Here is a 16,152-nt window from a genome sequence, read left to right on the forward strand (position 1 = left end):
GCGGCTTTGATCAATTGACGGATGGTTGCCGACTTATGGCTGCCGAGATTGTCCATGACGACAATGTCGCCTGGCTTGAGCACCGGGACCAACTGCTGCTCGACATAGGCGCGGAAACACTGGCCGTTCATCGGTCCGTCGAAGACACAGGGTGCTGTAAGCTGATCGTTTCTCAAAGCGCCCAGGAATGTCAGCGTGCGCCAGTGGCCATGCGGTGCAAATGCCCGCAGTCGCTTGCCTTTTGGACCCCAGCCTCTGATCGGCGACATGTTGGTCTTGATCCAGGTCTCATCAATGAAGACCAGCCGTTCGGGATCAAGGTGATTTTGCAGGGTCTTCCAGCGCTGTCTTTTGCGAGCGACGTCGGCACGAGCTTGCTCAAGGGCGAATAGTGTTTTTTTTGAAGCGCAGCCCTTCACTGCGAATGAATTCCCAGATCGTATTGTGCGAGACGGAAATACCCCGCTCGGTCAACGCCGCCTTCAGGCCATGGAGTGTCAGGTGTGGGTTCTCGGCGAGCCGTTGCACAATGATATCACGATGCGGTTCGAGTATCCGCTTGCGGTGGCCGCCCATCTTGCCGGGATGAACCGATCCGGTCGCACGATGGCGCTGGGACCATTTTACGACTGAAGATGCGGCAATTTCAAACCGCGTCGCCACTGAACGAACGCTTTCGCCACTCAGCACGGCGGCAATAACGCGCTCTCGAAGATCATTCGATATCGGTGCGGTCATCCAACGCTGGCCTCCATCCAGCCAGCATCAGTGAATCAGAACAAAACTGATTTGGGAAGCGCATTCGATTCAGAGAAAAACGGAAACGCTCTAGCACTGGGCTTCACCACCGCCGCGAATGCAGATTCCGTCGCGAAAAGATCGAAGGATTTTACAGGCAACTATCAGACACTCGTGAAGGATCAGCAAGCGGCTCCACAGATCGCCGATTGCGTTGCCAGCGCTTATGATTACGTCAAGAAAAGTAAAAAATATGATCGTCTCGGCTTCACCAAAGATGACATCTCTTCGGCAGAAACCAATGATAAGTCTGGGAAATTCAGCACCAGCGACCCACGCAAGGTTTCGGCTGTCATCTCGGTTCCCGGTGAAGCACGCACCAAAGGCGCATCAACAAAATGGGATAGCGTCACGCTGCGCTGTGGCATTACCGATGGCAAGCTGAAAGCAATCGAGCTGGCTCCGAACAAATCTGGCAAGTAACCATCTGGCCAATGCGGCGAGTGCCCGACGGCGCTCGCCAATTCTATTCAGTGTTTTTTCTTGTCATCTACGTGTTCCGGCAAGCCTTTGCGCTTTGTTTCGGCAAATTCCTCCAGTTCCTTCTCGGTCATCGATTCATACATTTCCTTCGACGCACCGAAGAGTTCGCTTTTCTTGATTTCACCGCGTTTGGCAGCAAGCGCAGCGCCAGCAGCTTTCTGTTGGGCCTGGGATTTCGCGGGCATCAGACTTCTCCTGTTTGAAAGACAAACGCAAACGGACTAAGGCCGGTTCCTTTTTATTCAATGCTTCCATCAAAACGTGAGCGGGCGTCGCGAAGAAGATCGCGGTTCCTGACGGCCCATTGCCCCAGCACGTCGATAGGCACAGCAAGAGAATGTCCAAGTTCAGTCAGCGAATACTCCACTTCGGGCGGAGAAGTCGGGCGCACACGTCGAGACACGAGGCCATCCCGCTCCAGCGATCGTAGCGTAACGGTCAGCATGCGCTGTGAAATACCCTCAATGGTCCGTCGCAACGCATTGAAACGCATCGAGCCTTCCTGAAGATTGAAAATGACGAGAATGCTCCACGTGTCGCCAACCCGATCCAGCACTTCACGGATCGGGCAAGAACCGTCACCATCGTTCTCGAATGCAGGTGTCGACGAAAGCAAAGGTGTTTTCCCGTCTGGGCGTGTCGGTATTGTCATCTTTCTCTCCACAAAAACCGGTTGGCAGACCGGCGTTTTCTCCATCGGTAAAGTTAGAGAGTTTTCACTGAAATACGCATCAGCCACACGTCATAACATGCATAAAAACAATTAGTTATAGCAGCTTCATCGTTCTGATTCGACCGGAGAATCTCTGAACACTTGCCTTTGAAGCGGTTACTTCGGTGTATCCTGCTCATGTAAAAGTGCGTTCTTCACAAGCATGATGGCATCACATATGTAGTTATCAGAAATAACCTGATTATGGAACATACCTTAATTCGTTTGATACGAGAAGGTCGAAAAAAGGAGAATGCCATGACCAAGATCGCACTGATCGGCGCAACGGGTTTCGTAGGCGCTGCAATCCTCAAGGAAGCTGCTGCACGCGGCGGCGAGGTTACCGCACTCGTTCGTCATCCGGAGAAAGTCGAAAAACTGCCTGATGTGACGGCGGTAAAGGCCGACGTGTTCAATACCGACGCGCTTGCAAAGCAGCTTGCAGGGCATGACATCGTGATTTCCGCCTACAATCCGGGCTGGGGCGACAAGGACATCCGCGAAAAGCACATCAACGGCAGCCGTTCCATCACGGAAGCCACCAAAAAAGCAGGCATCAAGCGTCTTATAGCAGTCGGCGGCGCAGGTAGCCTTTCGATCAATGGTAACCAGTTGGTCGACTCGCCGGAGTTCCCTGCGGAATGGAAGGAAGGCGCACTCGGCGCCCGTCAGGCACTCGACGACCTGCGCGGTGAGAAAGAACTGGAATGGTCATTCGTGTCACCGGCGACTATTCTTCAGCCGGGCGAACGCACCGGAAAGTATCGTCTCGGCGGCGACGAACCGGTTTTCGACGACAAGGGTGAAAGCAAGATTTCAGTTGCTGATCTGGCCGTCGCCATTCTGGATGAAGCTGAAAAAAGCCAGCACATTCGCAAGCGTTTCACAGCCGCCTACTGATGCCAACCACAAAAACGCCATGTTTTCGACAGGCATTCGCCGCAAAATCGGTGGTGAAATACGCACATCACCACCGATTTTTTGCGCAAACTGAACGCAAAACGGGTTCACTGCCGCTTTGCCTTAATTTGAGCGCGCATCTTTTCCGAAAACCGTTTCACATTTTTCGGGATGCGCTCTCACTCACACCAGTTCCACATCCACGACGCCCTGAATGGCTTTCATGGCGCTGGCGATCTGCGGACTGACGCGATAGCGATGCGGCAGCTCGATCTCGACTTCACGCTGACCGTTATCCTTGATGACGATGAGGCTCACCTGCCCGTCGCCGCGCGTGTTGAAATGCGGTGCGATATGACGAACCGCATCGGCCGAACGCAGGTAAAGCCGCAAGGCCTTCTGCATACGGCAGGCCTCGTCTTCGAGCGACTGCACCGTCTGGATGCGCAAGCCGATACCTTCAGGACGGTTTTCCGCCTGAACCGTGATCACCACCGACTTGCCGCTCTCCAGAAGATCGCGATATTGCGCCAGCCCTTCTGAAAACAGCACCGCTTCGAACTGGCCGCTGGCATCGGACAATTGCACAATGCCCATCTTGTTGCCGGTGCGTGTCTTGCGCTCTTGCCGAGCAGTCACGGTGCCCGCCAGACGTCCGGCATTGGCGCCGCGTTTCACGGCTGCTGAAAAATCTGCCCAGCTTTGAACACGCATGCGGTTTAGCACATCGCGATATTCATCAAGCGGATGGGCCGACAGATAGAAGCCGACCGCCTGAAACTCCCGATGCAGCATTTCCGATGGCAGCCAGGGAGCCGCCTGCGGCAGGATAAGCGTTTCCTTCGGAGCGCCTGACAAACCAAAAATATCGGACTGACCGCTTGCGGCATTCTCCTGCGTGCGCTGGGCAAAGCCCATGATGCGGTCCATGCCCGCACTCATGGCCGGGCGCTCACGACCGAAACAATCCATCGCACCGGCATTGATGAGACTTTCCAGCACGCGCCGGTTGACGATGCGCGGATCGACCCGCTCGCAGAAATCCTCAAGGCTTTCAAAAGGTTTCTCGGCGCGCACATCGACAATATGATCGACGGCGGCCTCGCCGACGCCCTTGATGGCGGCAAGCGAATAAAAAATCTGCTTTTCGCCGACTTCAAACGGACGGAAGGACGTCATCACCGAAGGTGGCACGACCTCAATGCCCAAACGGTTCGCCTCGCGGCGGAAATCGTTGAGCTTGTCAGTGTTCGACATATCGTAGGTCATCGACGCCGCGATGAACTCGACTGGATAGTGGGCCTTCATATAGGCCGTCTGGTAGGACACAATGGCATAGGCGGCGGCGTGCGACTTATTGAAGCCGTAGTCAGCGAACTTGGCCAGCAGATCGAAGATCATGTTGGCCTGCGCCTTGTCGACACCGCCCTCAATCGCGCCATCCACGAAGCGGACGCGCTGCTTATCCATTTCCTCGCGGATTTTCTTGCCCATGGCGCGACGCAAAAGGTCAGCTTCACCGAGCGAATAGCCGGAAAGCACCTGTGCGATCTGCATCACCTGTTCCTGATAGACGATAACGCCCTGCGTTTCCTTGATCAGGTGATCGATCTTCGGGTGAATAGAGGCTATTTCCTCCTCACCGTTCTTGCGCGCATTATAAGTCGGGATGTTCTCCATCGGACCGGGACGATAAAGCGCCACAAGCGCGATGATATCTTCGATCCGGTCCGGGCGCATACCAAGCAGCGCCTTGCGCATACCCGCACTTTCCACCTGGAACACGCCGACGGTTTCGCCGCGCGACAACATCTCATAGGTCAGTTCGTCGTCGAGCGGCACATGGGATAGGTCAATCTCAACGCCCTTCCGCGCCACCAGTTTGACCGCCGTTTCAAGGACGGTCAGCGTCTTGAGACCAAGAAAGTCGAACTTGACCAGTCCCGCCTGCTCCACCCATTTCATGTTGAACTGGGTGACGGGCATGTCGGAACGCGGATCGCGATACATGGGGACCAGTTCCGACAGCGGACGGTCACCGATCACGATACCGGCGGCGTGGGTGGAGGCGTGGCGGTAAAGCCCTTCAAGCTTGAGCGCCATATCCAGCAGCCTTCCAACCACCGGCTCTTTCTCGCGCTCCTCATTGATCTTCGGTTCTGTGTCGATGGCTTGTGCCAGTGATACCGGATTGGCCGGGTTTTGCGGCACCAGCTTGCAGAGACGATCGACCTGCCCGTAAGGCATTTCCAGAACGCGACCGACATCGCGCAGCACAGCGCGTGCCTGCAGGGTTCCGAATGTGATGATCTGGGCTACCTGATCCCGCCCGTACTTTCCCTGCACATAGCGGATCACCTCTTCACGGCGGTCCTGACAGAAGTCGATATCGAAGTCGGGCATCGAAACGCGATCCGGGTTGAGGAAGCGTTCGAAAAGCAGCGAGAACCGCAAAGGATCGACGTCGGTAATCGTCAACGCATAGGCGACAAGCGAACCGGCACCCGAGCCACGGCCCGGCCCGACCGGAATGCCATGGGCTTTGGCCCATTTGATAAAGTCCGCAACGATCAGGAAGTAGCCCGGGAATTTCATGCGGGTGATGATGCCGATCTCGTATTCGAGGCGTTCGGCATATTGTTCTGTCGTGTAGCCTTCTGCGAGACCGACGGTCTCCAGGCGCATCTTCAGGCCTTCGCGGGCCTGCCGCGCCAGTTCGTCGGCTTCCTCCTGAACGGCGGCCTCCGCATCATCGGATTCGCCGGTAAACCGTGGCAGGATCGGTGCACGGGTCTGCGTGTACCAGCTGCAACGCTCTGCAATTTCGACGGTGTTGTCGAGCGCTTCTGGCAGATCGGCAAAAAGCGCAGCCATTTCCGCACGGCTTTTCATGTGATGGTCCGGCGTCAGGCGGCGGCGGTCATCGTTTGAGAGAATCTGGCCTTCCGCGATGGCAAGAAGCGCATCGTGGGCCTCGAAGTCTTCTGCCTTGAGAAAGAATGCCTCATTGGTGGCGACCAGAGGCAGATCCATCTCATAGGCAAGTGCGACGGTCTTTGCTTCCAGCGCACGGTCGTAACCTGCCTGACGCTGCAATTCGACATAAAGCCGATCGCCAAATGCTTCACGCAGGAAAGCAAGCCGTGCCTCTGCCCTGTCGGGACGGTCAGCGGCAAAAGCGCGACCGATTGGTCCCAATGCGCCGCCGGAAAGAACAATGACGTCTTTCGACAATGGTGGCAGCCAGCTTGCTTCGACATGCACCGGATCACCTGCCGGTGTTTCCAGAAACGCGCGACTGACGAGCCGCACGATATTCGCATAGCCCTCTTCCGTTGCCGCCAGCAGCACAACTGGAGCGAGGTCCAGCGCGACACGGCGATTGACGCTGCGGCCATTATCATTGTGATCGCCGAAGGCTATATCGACCTGACAACCGATGATGGGTTGCAGCCCGTCTTTCGATGCCTTCTGCGCAAATTCAAGCGCACCGAACAGATTGTTGGTGTCGGTGACTGCGATAGCCGGCGCCTCGTCGGCAATCGCCTGTTTGATGATCTTGCCGAGCGGCAATGCGCCTTCCAGCAAGGAATAGGCCGAGTGTACCCGCAGGTGCACAAAACGTGGCGTCAAAGCACCGTCTTTTGCTGCATTGCCTGCTGCTGCATCACTCATTCCATCGACCCCGATCATCTGCTGAGCCGCCCGGATGGACATACATCCGGCGCTCTAAATCCAAGCATCACGCTTTCCGAAAACCGATTCCGATTTTCGGGCCGATGCAGTAGCCGCCTGATAGCACATTGCTTGCAAGATGGGCCACACGCATGGCCCATCGCGGCTGGCGACTCTGTCGCCTGATAGCATCAGTTTCGGGGAATGATATGGCGATGTCCAGTAAGACTATCGCCACCTTGCAGCGGGTTCACAAGAACCAGCCAGAGCATCTCCAATTTTTCCGGAGTCATCGGAAATGCCCTATCGTTTTCACGCATGTCTATATCCCAAAACCGGTTCCCACTTTTGGGAGACATGCTCTATTTCCTTCAGATCGCACTCACCCAGATGGCGAAAGTTGCAATAAACAGGCTTACCGAAATGAAAGACAGAACGTCGTGGACGAGATCGGTCATGTTGGAAACTCCTCTGTGTTCACGTATGTTTATTTTTTGTTCTATTTTTGTTCCAAAGTCAACACCCGTTCTAGCCCGTCATTCATTTTAGGGTTTACGAATAGTGAATATACAACCGCAGACGTTGGCTGCGTGAGCGGGGAACGAAAGCGTCATGTTCAGGCAGAGACGCACCTCGCCCTTCGAGACGCCACCTGTGTCGGCTCCTGATGATGAGGTGCTGCTGTGACCTGAAAGGCTTACAGATCGATGACCTTGCCGTCCTTCAGCGTGACGCGCCGGTCCATGCGGCGGGCGAGTTCGTGATTATGGGTCGCGATCAGAGCCGCAAGCCCCGACTGACGCACGAGGGCCTCAAGAGCTCCGAAGACGTAAGACGATGTCGTCGGATCAAGGTTGCCGGTCGGTTCATCCGCCAGAAGAACGAGCGGCGCGTTGGCAACGGCGCGGGCAATAGCGACGCGCTGTTGTTCACCGCCGGAAAGTTCCGACGGGCGATGCGAAGCGCGCTTGCCGATCTTCATATACTCAAGAAGCTGCTGCGCACGCTCTGCTGCGGCCTTCCTGGACAGGCCGCGGATCATCTGCGGCATCATCACATTCTCCAGCGCAGAAAATTCCGGCAGAAGATGGTGGAACTGATAAACGAAACCGACGTCGTTGCGGCGCACAGCCGTGCGCTCATCATCGGACAATTTGCTGCAGGAACGCCCATCCAAGAAAACGTCTCCGTTGTCAGGACGCTCCAGCAGGCCTGCCGTGTGCAGCAATGTCGACTTGCCCGCGCCCGATGGCGCGACAAGCGCAACCATTTCCCCACGACGAAGTGTGAAATCGGCATCCTTCAGAATGACCAGTTCGCGGTCGGCTTCCTTATAGGCGCGGCCGACACGTTCCAGCCGCATGATGATTTCAGCCGCCATTTATTCGTACCTCAATGCTTCGACCGGATCGAGCTTGGCAGCGCGCCAGGCCGGGAAAATGGTGGCAATGAATGAAAGCACCAGAGCCATGACGATAACGGAAATCGTTTCGCCGGGGTCCATCTTCGCAGGCAACTGGCTCAGGAAGTAAAGTTCCGGGTTGAAGAGCATAGTTCCCGAGAGCCACGAGAAGAACTCCCGCAGGCGCTCGACATTGAGGCAGACGACAACGCCCAGAACAACACCGGCTATCGTGCCGGTGACGCCGATGGCAGCACCCGTCATCAGGAATATGCGCATTACGGCGCCACGGGTTGCGCCCATGGTTCGCAGGATCGCAATATCGTGCCCCTTGTCCTTCACCAGCATGATAAGGCCGGAAATGATGTTCAGCGCCGCAACGAGCACGATCAGCGTCAGGATCATGAACATGACATTGCGCTCGACTTCCAGCGCAGAGAAGAACGTCTGGTTACGCTGGCGCCAGTCGACGAGCGAGAGCTGGCGTCCCGCTGCCTCTTCCACCGGCGCGCGCATCGCATCCACCTTGTCGGGATTATCGACAAAGATTTCAAGCGATTGCACCTTGCCTTCCTGATTGAAGAAAAGCTGCGCTTCGGAAAGCGGCATCATGACAATCGACGAGTCGTATTCCGACATGCCGATCTCGAAGATCGCGACAATCGGATAGGCCTTCACGCGCGGATTGACGCCGAACGGGGTCACATCGCCATCTGGCGAAATCACCCGTAGCGTATCGCCGATTGAAAGGCCGAGATTTTCGGCCATGCGGGTTCCGATGGCGACGCCGCCGCCCTGATCGAAGCCCTGGAGCGTGCCCTGGCGAATATTGCCGGAGACGAGCTTGAGCTTGTCGAGATCCTCCTCACGAAGACCGCGCACCAGTGCACCCATTCCTGCGCCGATATTCCCCTGGACAAGCGCCTGCCCTTCCACCACGGGAATGGCGAACCTGATGCCGGAGATACCATCGATCCGCTTGATAAGGCTGGCATAATCATCCAGCGGACGATCAATCGGCTGCATGATGAGATGGCCATTGATGCCGAGAATTCGTGTCAGAAGCTCGGCACGGAAGCCATTCATCACCGCCATGACGATGATGAGGGTCGCCACGCCCAGCATGATGCCGGTGAAAGAAAACCCGGCAATGACCGAGATAAAAGTCTCGCGGCGGCGCGCTCGCAGATATCGCCATGCGATCATGCGTTCGAAAGCCGAGAAAGGACCCGACTTCGGAGCCTTTTGAGCTACCTTTGTCTTGTCCCCGGATTTTGCTGCCGCCGCGGTGCTCATGCTTCTGCCGTTAACAGGTTGATCGCAGCTTCAACGCTCAGGTTCTTGCGTTCGCCGGTCTTGCGATCCTTGATTTCGACTTCACCGGCAGCAACGCCACGCGGGCCAACGATCACCTGCGTCGGCAGGCCGATCAGGTCCATTGTGGCAAACTTTGCGCCCGGACGGTCATCCGTGTCGTCGAGCAGCGGATCGACGCCTGCATTGGTCAACGCTTCGTAGATCTTCTCGCTTACAGCGTCGCAGCCTTCGTCGCCCGGCTTCATGTTGACGATACCGGCACCGAACGGCGCGATAGCCTTCGGCCAGATGATGCCTGCGTCATCGTGGAAGGCTTCGATCGCAGCCGCGACGAGGCGCGACGGGCCGATGCCATAAGAACCCATCGACACCAGATGTTCCTTGCCATCCGGGCCCTGCACTTTCGCGCCCATCGGTTCGGAATATTTCGTGCCGAAATGGAAGATGTGGCCGACTTCGATGCCGCGTGCCGAAACCTGATCCTCCGGCTTTACCCTGGCCCAGTCGGCCTCATCATGCATTTCGTCGGTCGCCGCATAAGGCGTCGTCCAGCGATTGACGATATCGGTCAGTTGCGCATCGTTGCGGAAATCAGTGTCCGCGCCCGGCACGGCGAGATCAAGATAAGCCTTGTCGCAGAAAACCTGGCTTTCGCCGGTTTCTGCCAGAATGATGAATTCGTGGCTGAGGTCGCCGCCAATCGGTCCCGTATCGGCGCGCATCGGGATGGCCTGCAAGCCAACCCGCGCAAAAGTGCGCAGATAGGACACGAACATGCGGTAGTAAGCCATTTTCGCGCCCTCATAATCGAGGTCGAACGAATAGGCATCCTTCATCAGGAACTCACGCGAACGCATGACGCCGAAACGCGGGCGCACTTCGTCACGGAACTTCCACTGGATGTGATAGAGGTTGAGCGGCAGATCCTTGTAGGAGCGCACGTAGGACCGAAAAATGTCGGTGACCATTTCCTCGTTGGTCGGGCCGAAGAGCATATCCCGCTCCTGGCGGTCCTGAATGCGCAGCATTTCCTTGCCATAGGCATCGTAGCGGCCGCTTTCGCGCCACAGATCGGCTGACTGGATGGTCGGCATCAGGATTTCATTGGCGCCCGCGCGGTTCTGCTCCTCGCGAATGATATCGCAGACCTTGTTGAGAACCTTCAGACCGAGCGGCAGCCAGGCATAGATGCCGGCCGACTGTTGACGGATCATGCCCGAGCGCAGCATCAGCCTGTGGGAGACAATTTCCGCCTCCTTGGGGTTTTCCTTCAGAATAGGCAAAAAATACCGCGACAGACGCATCGTAACCACCAATCAAGAGGGAATGCCTGAGTGCTTCAAGAATCAGGCAAAAATTAAGCATATTTGTCGGTTTATTACCGGGTTATACACCGGTTGGAAACCCGCTTGAAAAAGCTTTCGCGATAGCGGATTTCCCCATCCACAACCATGATCGCCTGTCGAAAGAACCAGAGACGCGAAATGCGGCTTCCGGATTCACATTCAAATTCAATATATTACAGATATATCACTCTCATTCGGGAAAATTTGCGAAAGAAATATGACGCCATAGAAGATTTTTCGTGACAAAAGCTGTGCAGTTCGCTATTTTTTTCAGCATAAGAGCAACAACGGAATAAAACCGTTGGTTTCACGCGGTCAAAGTCTTGGGAGGATGGATCCAGGCGCGACTTTCGCAGCCGCCAGTCAAATGGAAACGGATCGAACGCGTATTTGATTAGCAAGGCGAAAGCCTTGCTTTTTTTTTGAACTTGCAGCACCTCCATGCTTTCCGCAGTTTCCCTATTTTATAGCTTGCAATAACACATTGATTTTGTGGGATTTATCGCAGCGCCCTCTGCGCATTCAAGTATTAAATTTCACTTAAGTATAAATCGATTTATATGAAGAACATTGATCAGGGAACGGTATCGCTGTCACAAATGACGCCGGGTTGTGCTGTGTCGTAAATTCAATACGTTACGCCAACAAGCTCGATATCTTATGCAGCCTATGGTAGGCGTGTCCACTTTTCTTTATACAAAAGAAAGACTGCCTATAATTTAGGCAGCCTCAAAAATTCATGTTGGAACGTGAACGAATGCTCAGGTCAGATCCGGGAAGAAATGCGGGATATCGTCGAGGCCGAAACCGCTGATCTGCGTCACATAATAATAGAGCAGGAAGATGAGTGTTGCGACGATGGTCGTCCGCAGAAAGGCACGACCGATGCGTGGTTTTGCCGGAGCGCTGGCCACCGTGCCCAAAGTCACTTCGTTTTCTTCAGCCTGCGTGCGCAAGCCAACCGGCAGCAGCGCAAACAGCGTCGTCCACCAGATGATGAAGTAAATCGCGATTCCTGAAACCAGAGACATGATTACACCTCTTCCAGTTCGATCAGTGTGCCGTTGAAATCCTTGGGATGCAGGAACAGAACCGGCTTGCCATGGGCGCCGGTCTTCGGTTCGCCATCTCCAAGAATACGTGCACCCTCCGCCTTGAGGCGGTCGCGAGCGGCAATTATGTCCGCAACCTCATAGCACAGATGGTGCATCCCACCGGAAGGATTCTTTTCCAGAAACGCCGCAATCGGCGACCCCTCACCCAACGGTTCCAGCAATTCGATCTTGGTGTTGCCGACGTCGATGAAAACCACGGTTACGCCATGTTCAGGCAGTGCCTGCGGCTCGGTGACTCTCGCACCGAGCTTGCCGCGATAAAGCGCTGCAGCGGCATCGATATCCGGAACGGCAATCGCCACGTGGTTCAAGCGTTCGAGCATCAGCACCTCCCATGCCGGTCATTTTGCAATCCGTATGACTACCGTATCCTATTCACGAATACGGTCACCACCGGCTTTTTGCCCCATGCTTCATTTGCCGCAGCGCGAACGGCACGGCGCACGGACTCCCGGACAAGCTCGATATCCTTGCGGCGAACGCGCGGGATACTATCGATTGCCTCGATGGCTGCATCCAGCAGGATGTCTTCCAACAGGTCGCCCTGCGCGTTTTCTTCCGGCACGCCGAAAGTCACGAGGTCGGGCTCATCGATGATCTTGTGCTCACGGTCCAGCAGTACCGAAACAGCGACATGACCGACATAAGCGAGCTTGCGGCGCTCGACCATGCCGATTTCCTCCTCGTCGCCGATCAGCTTGCCGTCCTTGTAGATCCGGCCCACCGGCGCTTCGTCGATAATCTCGGCCTTGCCGGGAGCCAGACGCAACATGTCGCCGTCACGTACCTGCGCAACCTGCTCGATGCCCTCCATCGCGCCGAGCGACCCCTGGGCAACCAGATGGGCAGCCTCGCCATGCACCGGCACCAGAATTTGCGGACGAACCCACGAATACATGCGACGCAATTCATTGCGCCGTGGATGGCCCGACACGTGAACCAGAGCATCTTCATCGCCGATGATCTTGATGCCGCGATCGATCAGACGGTTCTTGATATCCAGAATGGATTTTTCATTGCCCGGAATGGCGCGGGACGAATAGATGACTGTATCGCCCGCCGTCAGCGCGAGGCTGCGCATTTCGTCACGTGCCAGCTTGGCGAGTGCCGCGCGCGGCTCGCCCTGACTGCCGGTCAGGATCATCACCACGTTCTCACGCGGAATATAGCCATAGTCTTCTTCGCTGAGATATTCCGGCAAGCCTTCCATATAGCCAAGCTCAGTTGCGACTGAGATGGCGCGTTTCATCGAACGGCCAACCACCAGCACCTGACGGCCAGCATCGCGTGCTGCTTCGGTAATCGACCGGATACGACCGACATTGGAAGAGAAAGTGGTGATAGCCACACGACCGCGCGCATTTTCAATCAACTCGCGCAGGCTCTCGCCCACCTGACGTTCCGAAGGAGACTCGCCCTCGCGCAACGCATTAGTGGAATCGCAGATCAGCGCCAGAACGCCTGCATCACCGATAGCGCGGAAACGCGCCTCATCGATAACCGGTCCGAGCGATGGTTCCGGGTCCATCTTCCAGTCACCCGTATGCACGACCGTGCCGAGCGGGGTCGTAATGGCCAGAGAAACCGGCTCGGGAATGGAGTGCGTTACCGCGACAGCTTCAAGCTTGAAAGGCCCGACTTCGAATTTCTCGCCTGCCTTGTAGATCGTGATTGGGATTTCGGGGGCGCCGTGTTCCGACTGTCGCTTGGCTTCAAGCAGACCGGCGGTGAATGGCGTCGCATAAACCGGAACCTTCAGGCGCGGCCATAGATCGAGCAAAGCACCGAAATGGTCTTCATGCGCATGGGTGATCACGATGCCACGCAGATTATGCTTTTCCGCCTCGAGATAACGTATATCCGGGAGAATGAGATCAGCGCCCGGCTGTTCTGGCCCCGCGAAGCTCACGCCCATATCCACGACCAGCCATTCACGGTTGTCCGCAGGACCAAAGCCGTACATGGCCAAATTCATGCCGATTTCGCCTACGCCGCCAAGCGGCAGAAAGACGAGTTCAGTAGTATTGGATCGGGCCATGAAATTTCCTCTGTGATTAATCCCGCCTTGCGGCATCAACTGGACCTAAAGTTATCCTGTTGCAACCCTAGCAAGACAAAACAAAGCAATTATTTGCGTATTGTAGCAGCAGTTCCGAAATAGACATCGCCAGCCGTTACCGCAACTCGCGAACCTTCGTCCTCGCGAATAACAAAACGGCATGCCTCATCGATTGTCTCAAAACGACCTTCGATGATACGGCCTTCAACCTGCATGGTTACATTCTGGCCAAGGCCATGCGCGCGCTGCAGCCAGCGCTTGCGAATATCGTCGAGACCGCGCCCTTCATTCCAGACGCGATAGTTGACCGACCAGGCATCCGACAAGGCTGCGAACAAAGTCTCGGCATCGCATTTGCTGCCGAGAGCCTGCAACGACGTTGCTGCATAAGGCAGGTCATCGGGAAAGGCGACCACATTGGTCCCGATACCGATGGCAACGGCGAACAAATTCTTCGCCAGAATGGACGATTCAAGCAGGATGCCGGTGAGTTTCGCGCCATTGACCAGCACGTCATTCGGCCATTTCAGGCCGATTGTCGGCGGCACGGCAGGCCCCGTCGCAGCGAATACTGCATCAAGTGCATCGGCAAGCGACAAACCGGCAACAAAACCAAGCGTTGCCGCCGTCTTCATTTCATAGGATTCAACAAGAAGCAGCGTGGAGGCAAGATTGCCTTCCGGCGTAGACCAGGAACGGCCCCGTCTTCCGCGACCGCTTTCCTGCTTCTTCGTAACAAGCCAGAGCTTGCCCGGATCACCGCTGGCTGCCCGTTCCAGAGCAACCGCATTGGTGGAACCTACCATCTCGAAAGTTTCGAGACGGTAGCCCTCATTTGCCGCAACAGGCGAAAGCGCAAAACTCATTTATGCTTCCGCCTTTTGCATCAATCAGAAAAACGTCTTGGCTGCGGCTTCGGCAAATCCGCCGATCGGACCAGCAAGGAAGACGTAGAAGAGCACGAAAGCACCCGTTACGCCGAGAACGAGACGAAGCTCGCCTGCGACCGGAACGAAACCACCCGTCGGCTCATCGAACCACATGATCTTGATCATGCGCAGGTAATAGAACGCGCCCACGACCGAAGCCACGATACCGATGATGGCAAGCGGATAGAGGCCTGCTTCGACGGCAGCAAGGAAGGTGTACCACTTGCCGAAGAAACCGGCGAGCGGCGGGATGCCAGCGAGCGAGAACAGGAAGATGGTCATGATCGTTGCCAGCACCGGATTGGTGCGGGACAGACCGGCCAGATCCTCAATGCTCTCCACATTGCCGTCCTTGGTGCGCATTGCGAGAATGAACGCGAAGGTGCCGAGCGTCATGGCAAGGTAGATTGCCATGTAGATCATCACGCCCTTCACGCCGATCACCGTTCCGGCGGCCAGACCAACGAGCGCATAGCCCATATGGCTGATCGAGGAATAAGCCATCAGGCGCTTGATGTTACGCTGGCCGATGGCGGCAAACGCACCGAGCACCATCGACGCAAGCGCGATGAAAATCACGACCTGCTGCCAGTCATGGGTGACCGGAGCAAAGGCTTCCGAGACGACGCGGATGATGAGCGCCATGGCAGCCATCTTCGGGGCGGCGGCAAAGAACGCCGTTACCGGGGTCGGCGCGCCTTCATAGACGTCCGGCGTCCACATGTGGAACGGAACGGCAGAAATCTTGAATGCCAGACCGGCCAGAATGAAGACAAGACCGAAGACCAGACCGAGTTCGCGCTGACCGCCGGAGACGGCATGGGCGATTTCGGTAAAGCCAATGTGGCCGGTGTAACCGTAGACGAGCGAAATGCCGTAAAGCAGCATGCCCGAGGAAAGCGAACCGAGAACGAAGTATTTCAGGCCAGCTTCCGTCGAACGGACGCTATCGCGGTTGAACGCTGCCAGAACGTAGAGCGCCAGCGATTGCAGTTCCAGACCGAGATAGAGCGACAGCATGTTGGATGCTGAAACCATCAGCAACATGCCGAGCGTGGAAATCACGATCAGGACCGGGAACTCGAACTTGTCGAACTTCTCCGCCTTGGCGAAGCCGACCGACATGATCAGCGTCACGATGGAGCCGATCAGCGTCAGCACCTTCATGAAGCGGCTGAAGCTGTCATTGACGATGGCACCGCCGAATGCGGCGCCATTCGTTGGGAAAAGGACCACCAGAGCCAGCGCTGCAATAAGCACCGCGACGGATAATCCGTTGACGAGCGTGGTCGCCCGTTCGCCGGAGAACACGCCAATCATGAGCAGTGCCAAGGCGCCTACAGCAAGGAGAACCTCCGGTGCTGCAAGGGTCAGATGAGCTATCAGATCAGTCTGCATGACCTACGCCTTTATTTC

At 56.1% G+C, this 16,152-nt stretch carries 13 protein-coding genes and 1 pseudogene; 2 read left to right on the top strand and 12 right to left on the bottom strand.

Annotation, left to right across the window (positions count from 1 at the left end):
- Positions 1 to 738: pseudogene (locus AAE521_RS20875) on the bottom strand (IS630 family transposase); the annotation flags it as partial.
- A 51-nt stretch (positions 739 to 789) separates the two neighbouring features.
- On the opposite strand from AAE521_RS20875, the gene bspC reads away from it, so the two are divergent.
- Positions 790 to 1,221 carry a type IV secretion system effector BspC gene (gene bspC / locus AAE521_RS20880; protein ID WP_374865052.1) on the top strand — a complete coding sequence of 144 codons (432 nt, stop codon included), beginning with the start codon at positions 790 to 792 and terminating at the stop codon, positions 1,219 to 1,221.
- A 47-nt stretch (positions 1,222 to 1,268) separates the two neighbouring features.
- Here bspC and AAE521_RS20885 read toward each other — a convergent pair whose 3' ends face one another.
- Positions 1,269 to 1,466 (bottom strand): DUF3008 family protein, encoded by a 198-nt coding sequence (locus AAE521_RS20885; protein ID WP_029925012.1) that lies wholly within the window; start codon positions 1,464 to 1,466, stop codon positions 1,269 to 1,271.
- Positions 1,467 to 1,519: 53 nt separating this feature from the next.
- Positions 1,520 to 1,933, bottom strand: a complete 414-nt coding sequence (locus tag AAE521_RS20890; RefSeq protein WP_071631742.1) for a winged helix-turn-helix transcriptional regulator — start codon at positions 1,931 to 1,933, stop codon at positions 1,520 to 1,522.
- 318 nt (positions 1,934 to 2,251) lie between these two features.
- Here AAE521_RS20890 and AAE521_RS20895 point away from each other — a divergent pair, with 318 nt between their 5' ends.
- A complete protein-coding gene (locus AAE521_RS20895) occupies positions 2,252 to 2,893 on the top strand; it encodes an NAD(P)-dependent oxidoreductase (RefSeq protein ID WP_342062330.1) in 642 nt (213 codons plus the stop codon).
- Between the two features lie 183 nt (positions 2,894 to 3,076).
- On the opposite strand, the gene dnaE is transcribed toward AAE521_RS20895, so the two are convergent.
- From dnaE to nuoN, 9 genes are all read right to left on the bottom strand, one after another.
- A complete protein-coding gene (gene dnaE, locus AAE521_RS20900) occupies positions 3,077 to 6,568 on the bottom strand; it encodes a DNA polymerase III subunit alpha (RefSeq protein ID WP_071631856.1) in 3,492 nt (1,163 codons plus the stop codon).
- Positions 6,569 to 7,265: 697 nt separating this feature from the next.
- Positions 7,266 to 7,949 (bottom strand): ABC transporter ATP-binding protein, encoded by a 684-nt coding sequence (locus tag AAE521_RS20905; RefSeq protein WP_342062331.1) that lies wholly within the window; start codon positions 7,947 to 7,949, stop codon positions 7,266 to 7,268.
- The gene (locus tag AAE521_RS20910) at positions 7,950 to 9,266 is read right to left on the bottom strand and encodes a lipoprotein-releasing ABC transporter permease subunit (RefSeq protein WP_342062332.1); all 1,317 of its coding nucleotides are present in this window, start codon (positions 9,264 to 9,266) and stop codon (positions 7,950 to 7,952) included. It abuts the gene before it with no gap.
- Positions 9,263 to 10,591, bottom strand: a complete 1,329-nt coding sequence (gene proS, locus AAE521_RS20915; protein WP_342062333.1) for a proline--tRNA ligase — start codon at positions 10,589 to 10,591, stop codon at positions 9,263 to 9,265. Before proS ends, AAE521_RS20910 begins: the two co-directional genes overlap by 4 nt.
- Positions 10,592 to 11,394: 803 nt before the next feature.
- On the bottom strand, positions 11,395 to 11,664 hold the full coding sequence (locus AAE521_RS20920) for a DUF1467 family protein (protein WP_012092254.1): 270 nt from the start codon (positions 11,662 to 11,664) through the stop codon (positions 11,395 to 11,397).
- 2 nt (positions 11,665 to 11,666) lie between these two features.
- Positions 11,667 to 12,071 (bottom strand): methylmalonyl-CoA epimerase, encoded by a 405-nt coding sequence (mce, locus tag AAE521_RS20925; protein WP_342062334.1) that lies wholly within the window; start codon positions 12,069 to 12,071, stop codon positions 11,667 to 11,669.
- Positions 12,072 to 12,109: 38 nt separating this feature from the next.
- On the bottom strand, positions 12,110 to 13,786 hold the full coding sequence (locus tag AAE521_RS20930; protein ID WP_342062335.1) for a ribonuclease J: 1,677 nt from the start codon (positions 13,784 to 13,786) through the stop codon (positions 12,110 to 12,112).
- Positions 13,787 to 13,875: 89 nt separating this feature from the next.
- Positions 13,876 to 14,673 (bottom strand): biotin--[acetyl-CoA-carboxylase] ligase, encoded by a 798-nt coding sequence (locus tag AAE521_RS20935; RefSeq protein ID WP_342062336.1) that lies wholly within the window; start codon positions 14,671 to 14,673, stop codon positions 13,876 to 13,878.
- A gap of 24 nt (positions 14,674 to 14,697) precedes the next feature.
- Positions 14,698 to 16,134, bottom strand: coding sequence for an NADH-quinone oxidoreductase subunit NuoN (nuoN, locus tag AAE521_RS20940; RefSeq protein ID WP_342062337.1), 1,437 nt, complete (start codon positions 16,132 to 16,134; stop codon positions 14,698 to 14,700).
- Between the last annotated feature and the right edge of the window lie 18 nt (positions 16,135 to 16,152).

This window comes from Brucella cytisi, from assembly GCF_038433355.1.
GTDB classification, from domain to species: Bacteria; Pseudomonadota; Alphaproteobacteria; order Rhizobiales; family Rhizobiaceae; genus Brucella; species Brucella cytisi.

Coding starts and splice junctions, on each gene's coding strand:
- AAE521_RS20935 (WP_342062336.1), bottom strand. CDS start 14,673: ATGAGTTTTGCGCTTTCGCCTGTTGCGGCAAATGAGGGCTACCGTCTC.
- mce (WP_342062334.1), bottom strand. CDS start 12,071: ATGCTCGAACGCTTGAACCACGTGGCGATTGCCGTTCCGGATATCGAT.
- dnaE (WP_071631856.1), bottom strand. CDS start 6,568: ATGAGTGATGCAGCAGCAGGCAATGCAGCAAAAGACGGTGCTTTGACG.
- AAE521_RS20895 (WP_342062330.1), top strand. CDS start 2,252: ATGACCAAGATCGCACTGATCGGCGCAACGGGTTTCGTAGGCGCTGCA.
- AAE521_RS20930 (WP_342062335.1), bottom strand. CDS start 13,786: ATGGCCCGATCCAATACTACTGAACTCGTCTTTCTGCCGCTTGGCGGC.
- proS (WP_342062333.1), bottom strand. CDS start 10,591: ATGCGTCTGTCGCGGTATTTTTTGCCTATTCTGAAGGAAAACCCCAAG.
- AAE521_RS20885 (WP_029925012.1), bottom strand. CDS start 1,466: ATGCCCGCGAAATCCCAGGCCCAACAGAAAGCTGCTGGCGCTGCGCTT.
- AAE521_RS20905 (WP_342062331.1), bottom strand. CDS start 7,949: ATGGCGGCTGAAATCATCATGCGGCTGGAACGTGTCGGCCGCGCCTAT.
- AAE521_RS20920 (WP_012092254.1), bottom strand. CDS start 11,664: ATGTCTCTGGTTTCAGGAATCGCGATTTACTTCATCATCTGGTGGACG.
- AAE521_RS20890 (WP_071631742.1), bottom strand. CDS start 1,933: ATGACAATACCGACACGCCCAGACGGGAAAACACCTTTGCTTTCGTCG.
- nuoN (WP_342062337.1), bottom strand. CDS start 16,134: ATGCAGACTGATCTGATAGCTCATCTGACCCTTGCAGCACCGGAGGTT.
- AAE521_RS20910 (WP_342062332.1), bottom strand. CDS start 9,266: ATGAGCACCGCGGCGGCAGCAAAATCCGGGGACAAGACAAAGGTAGCT.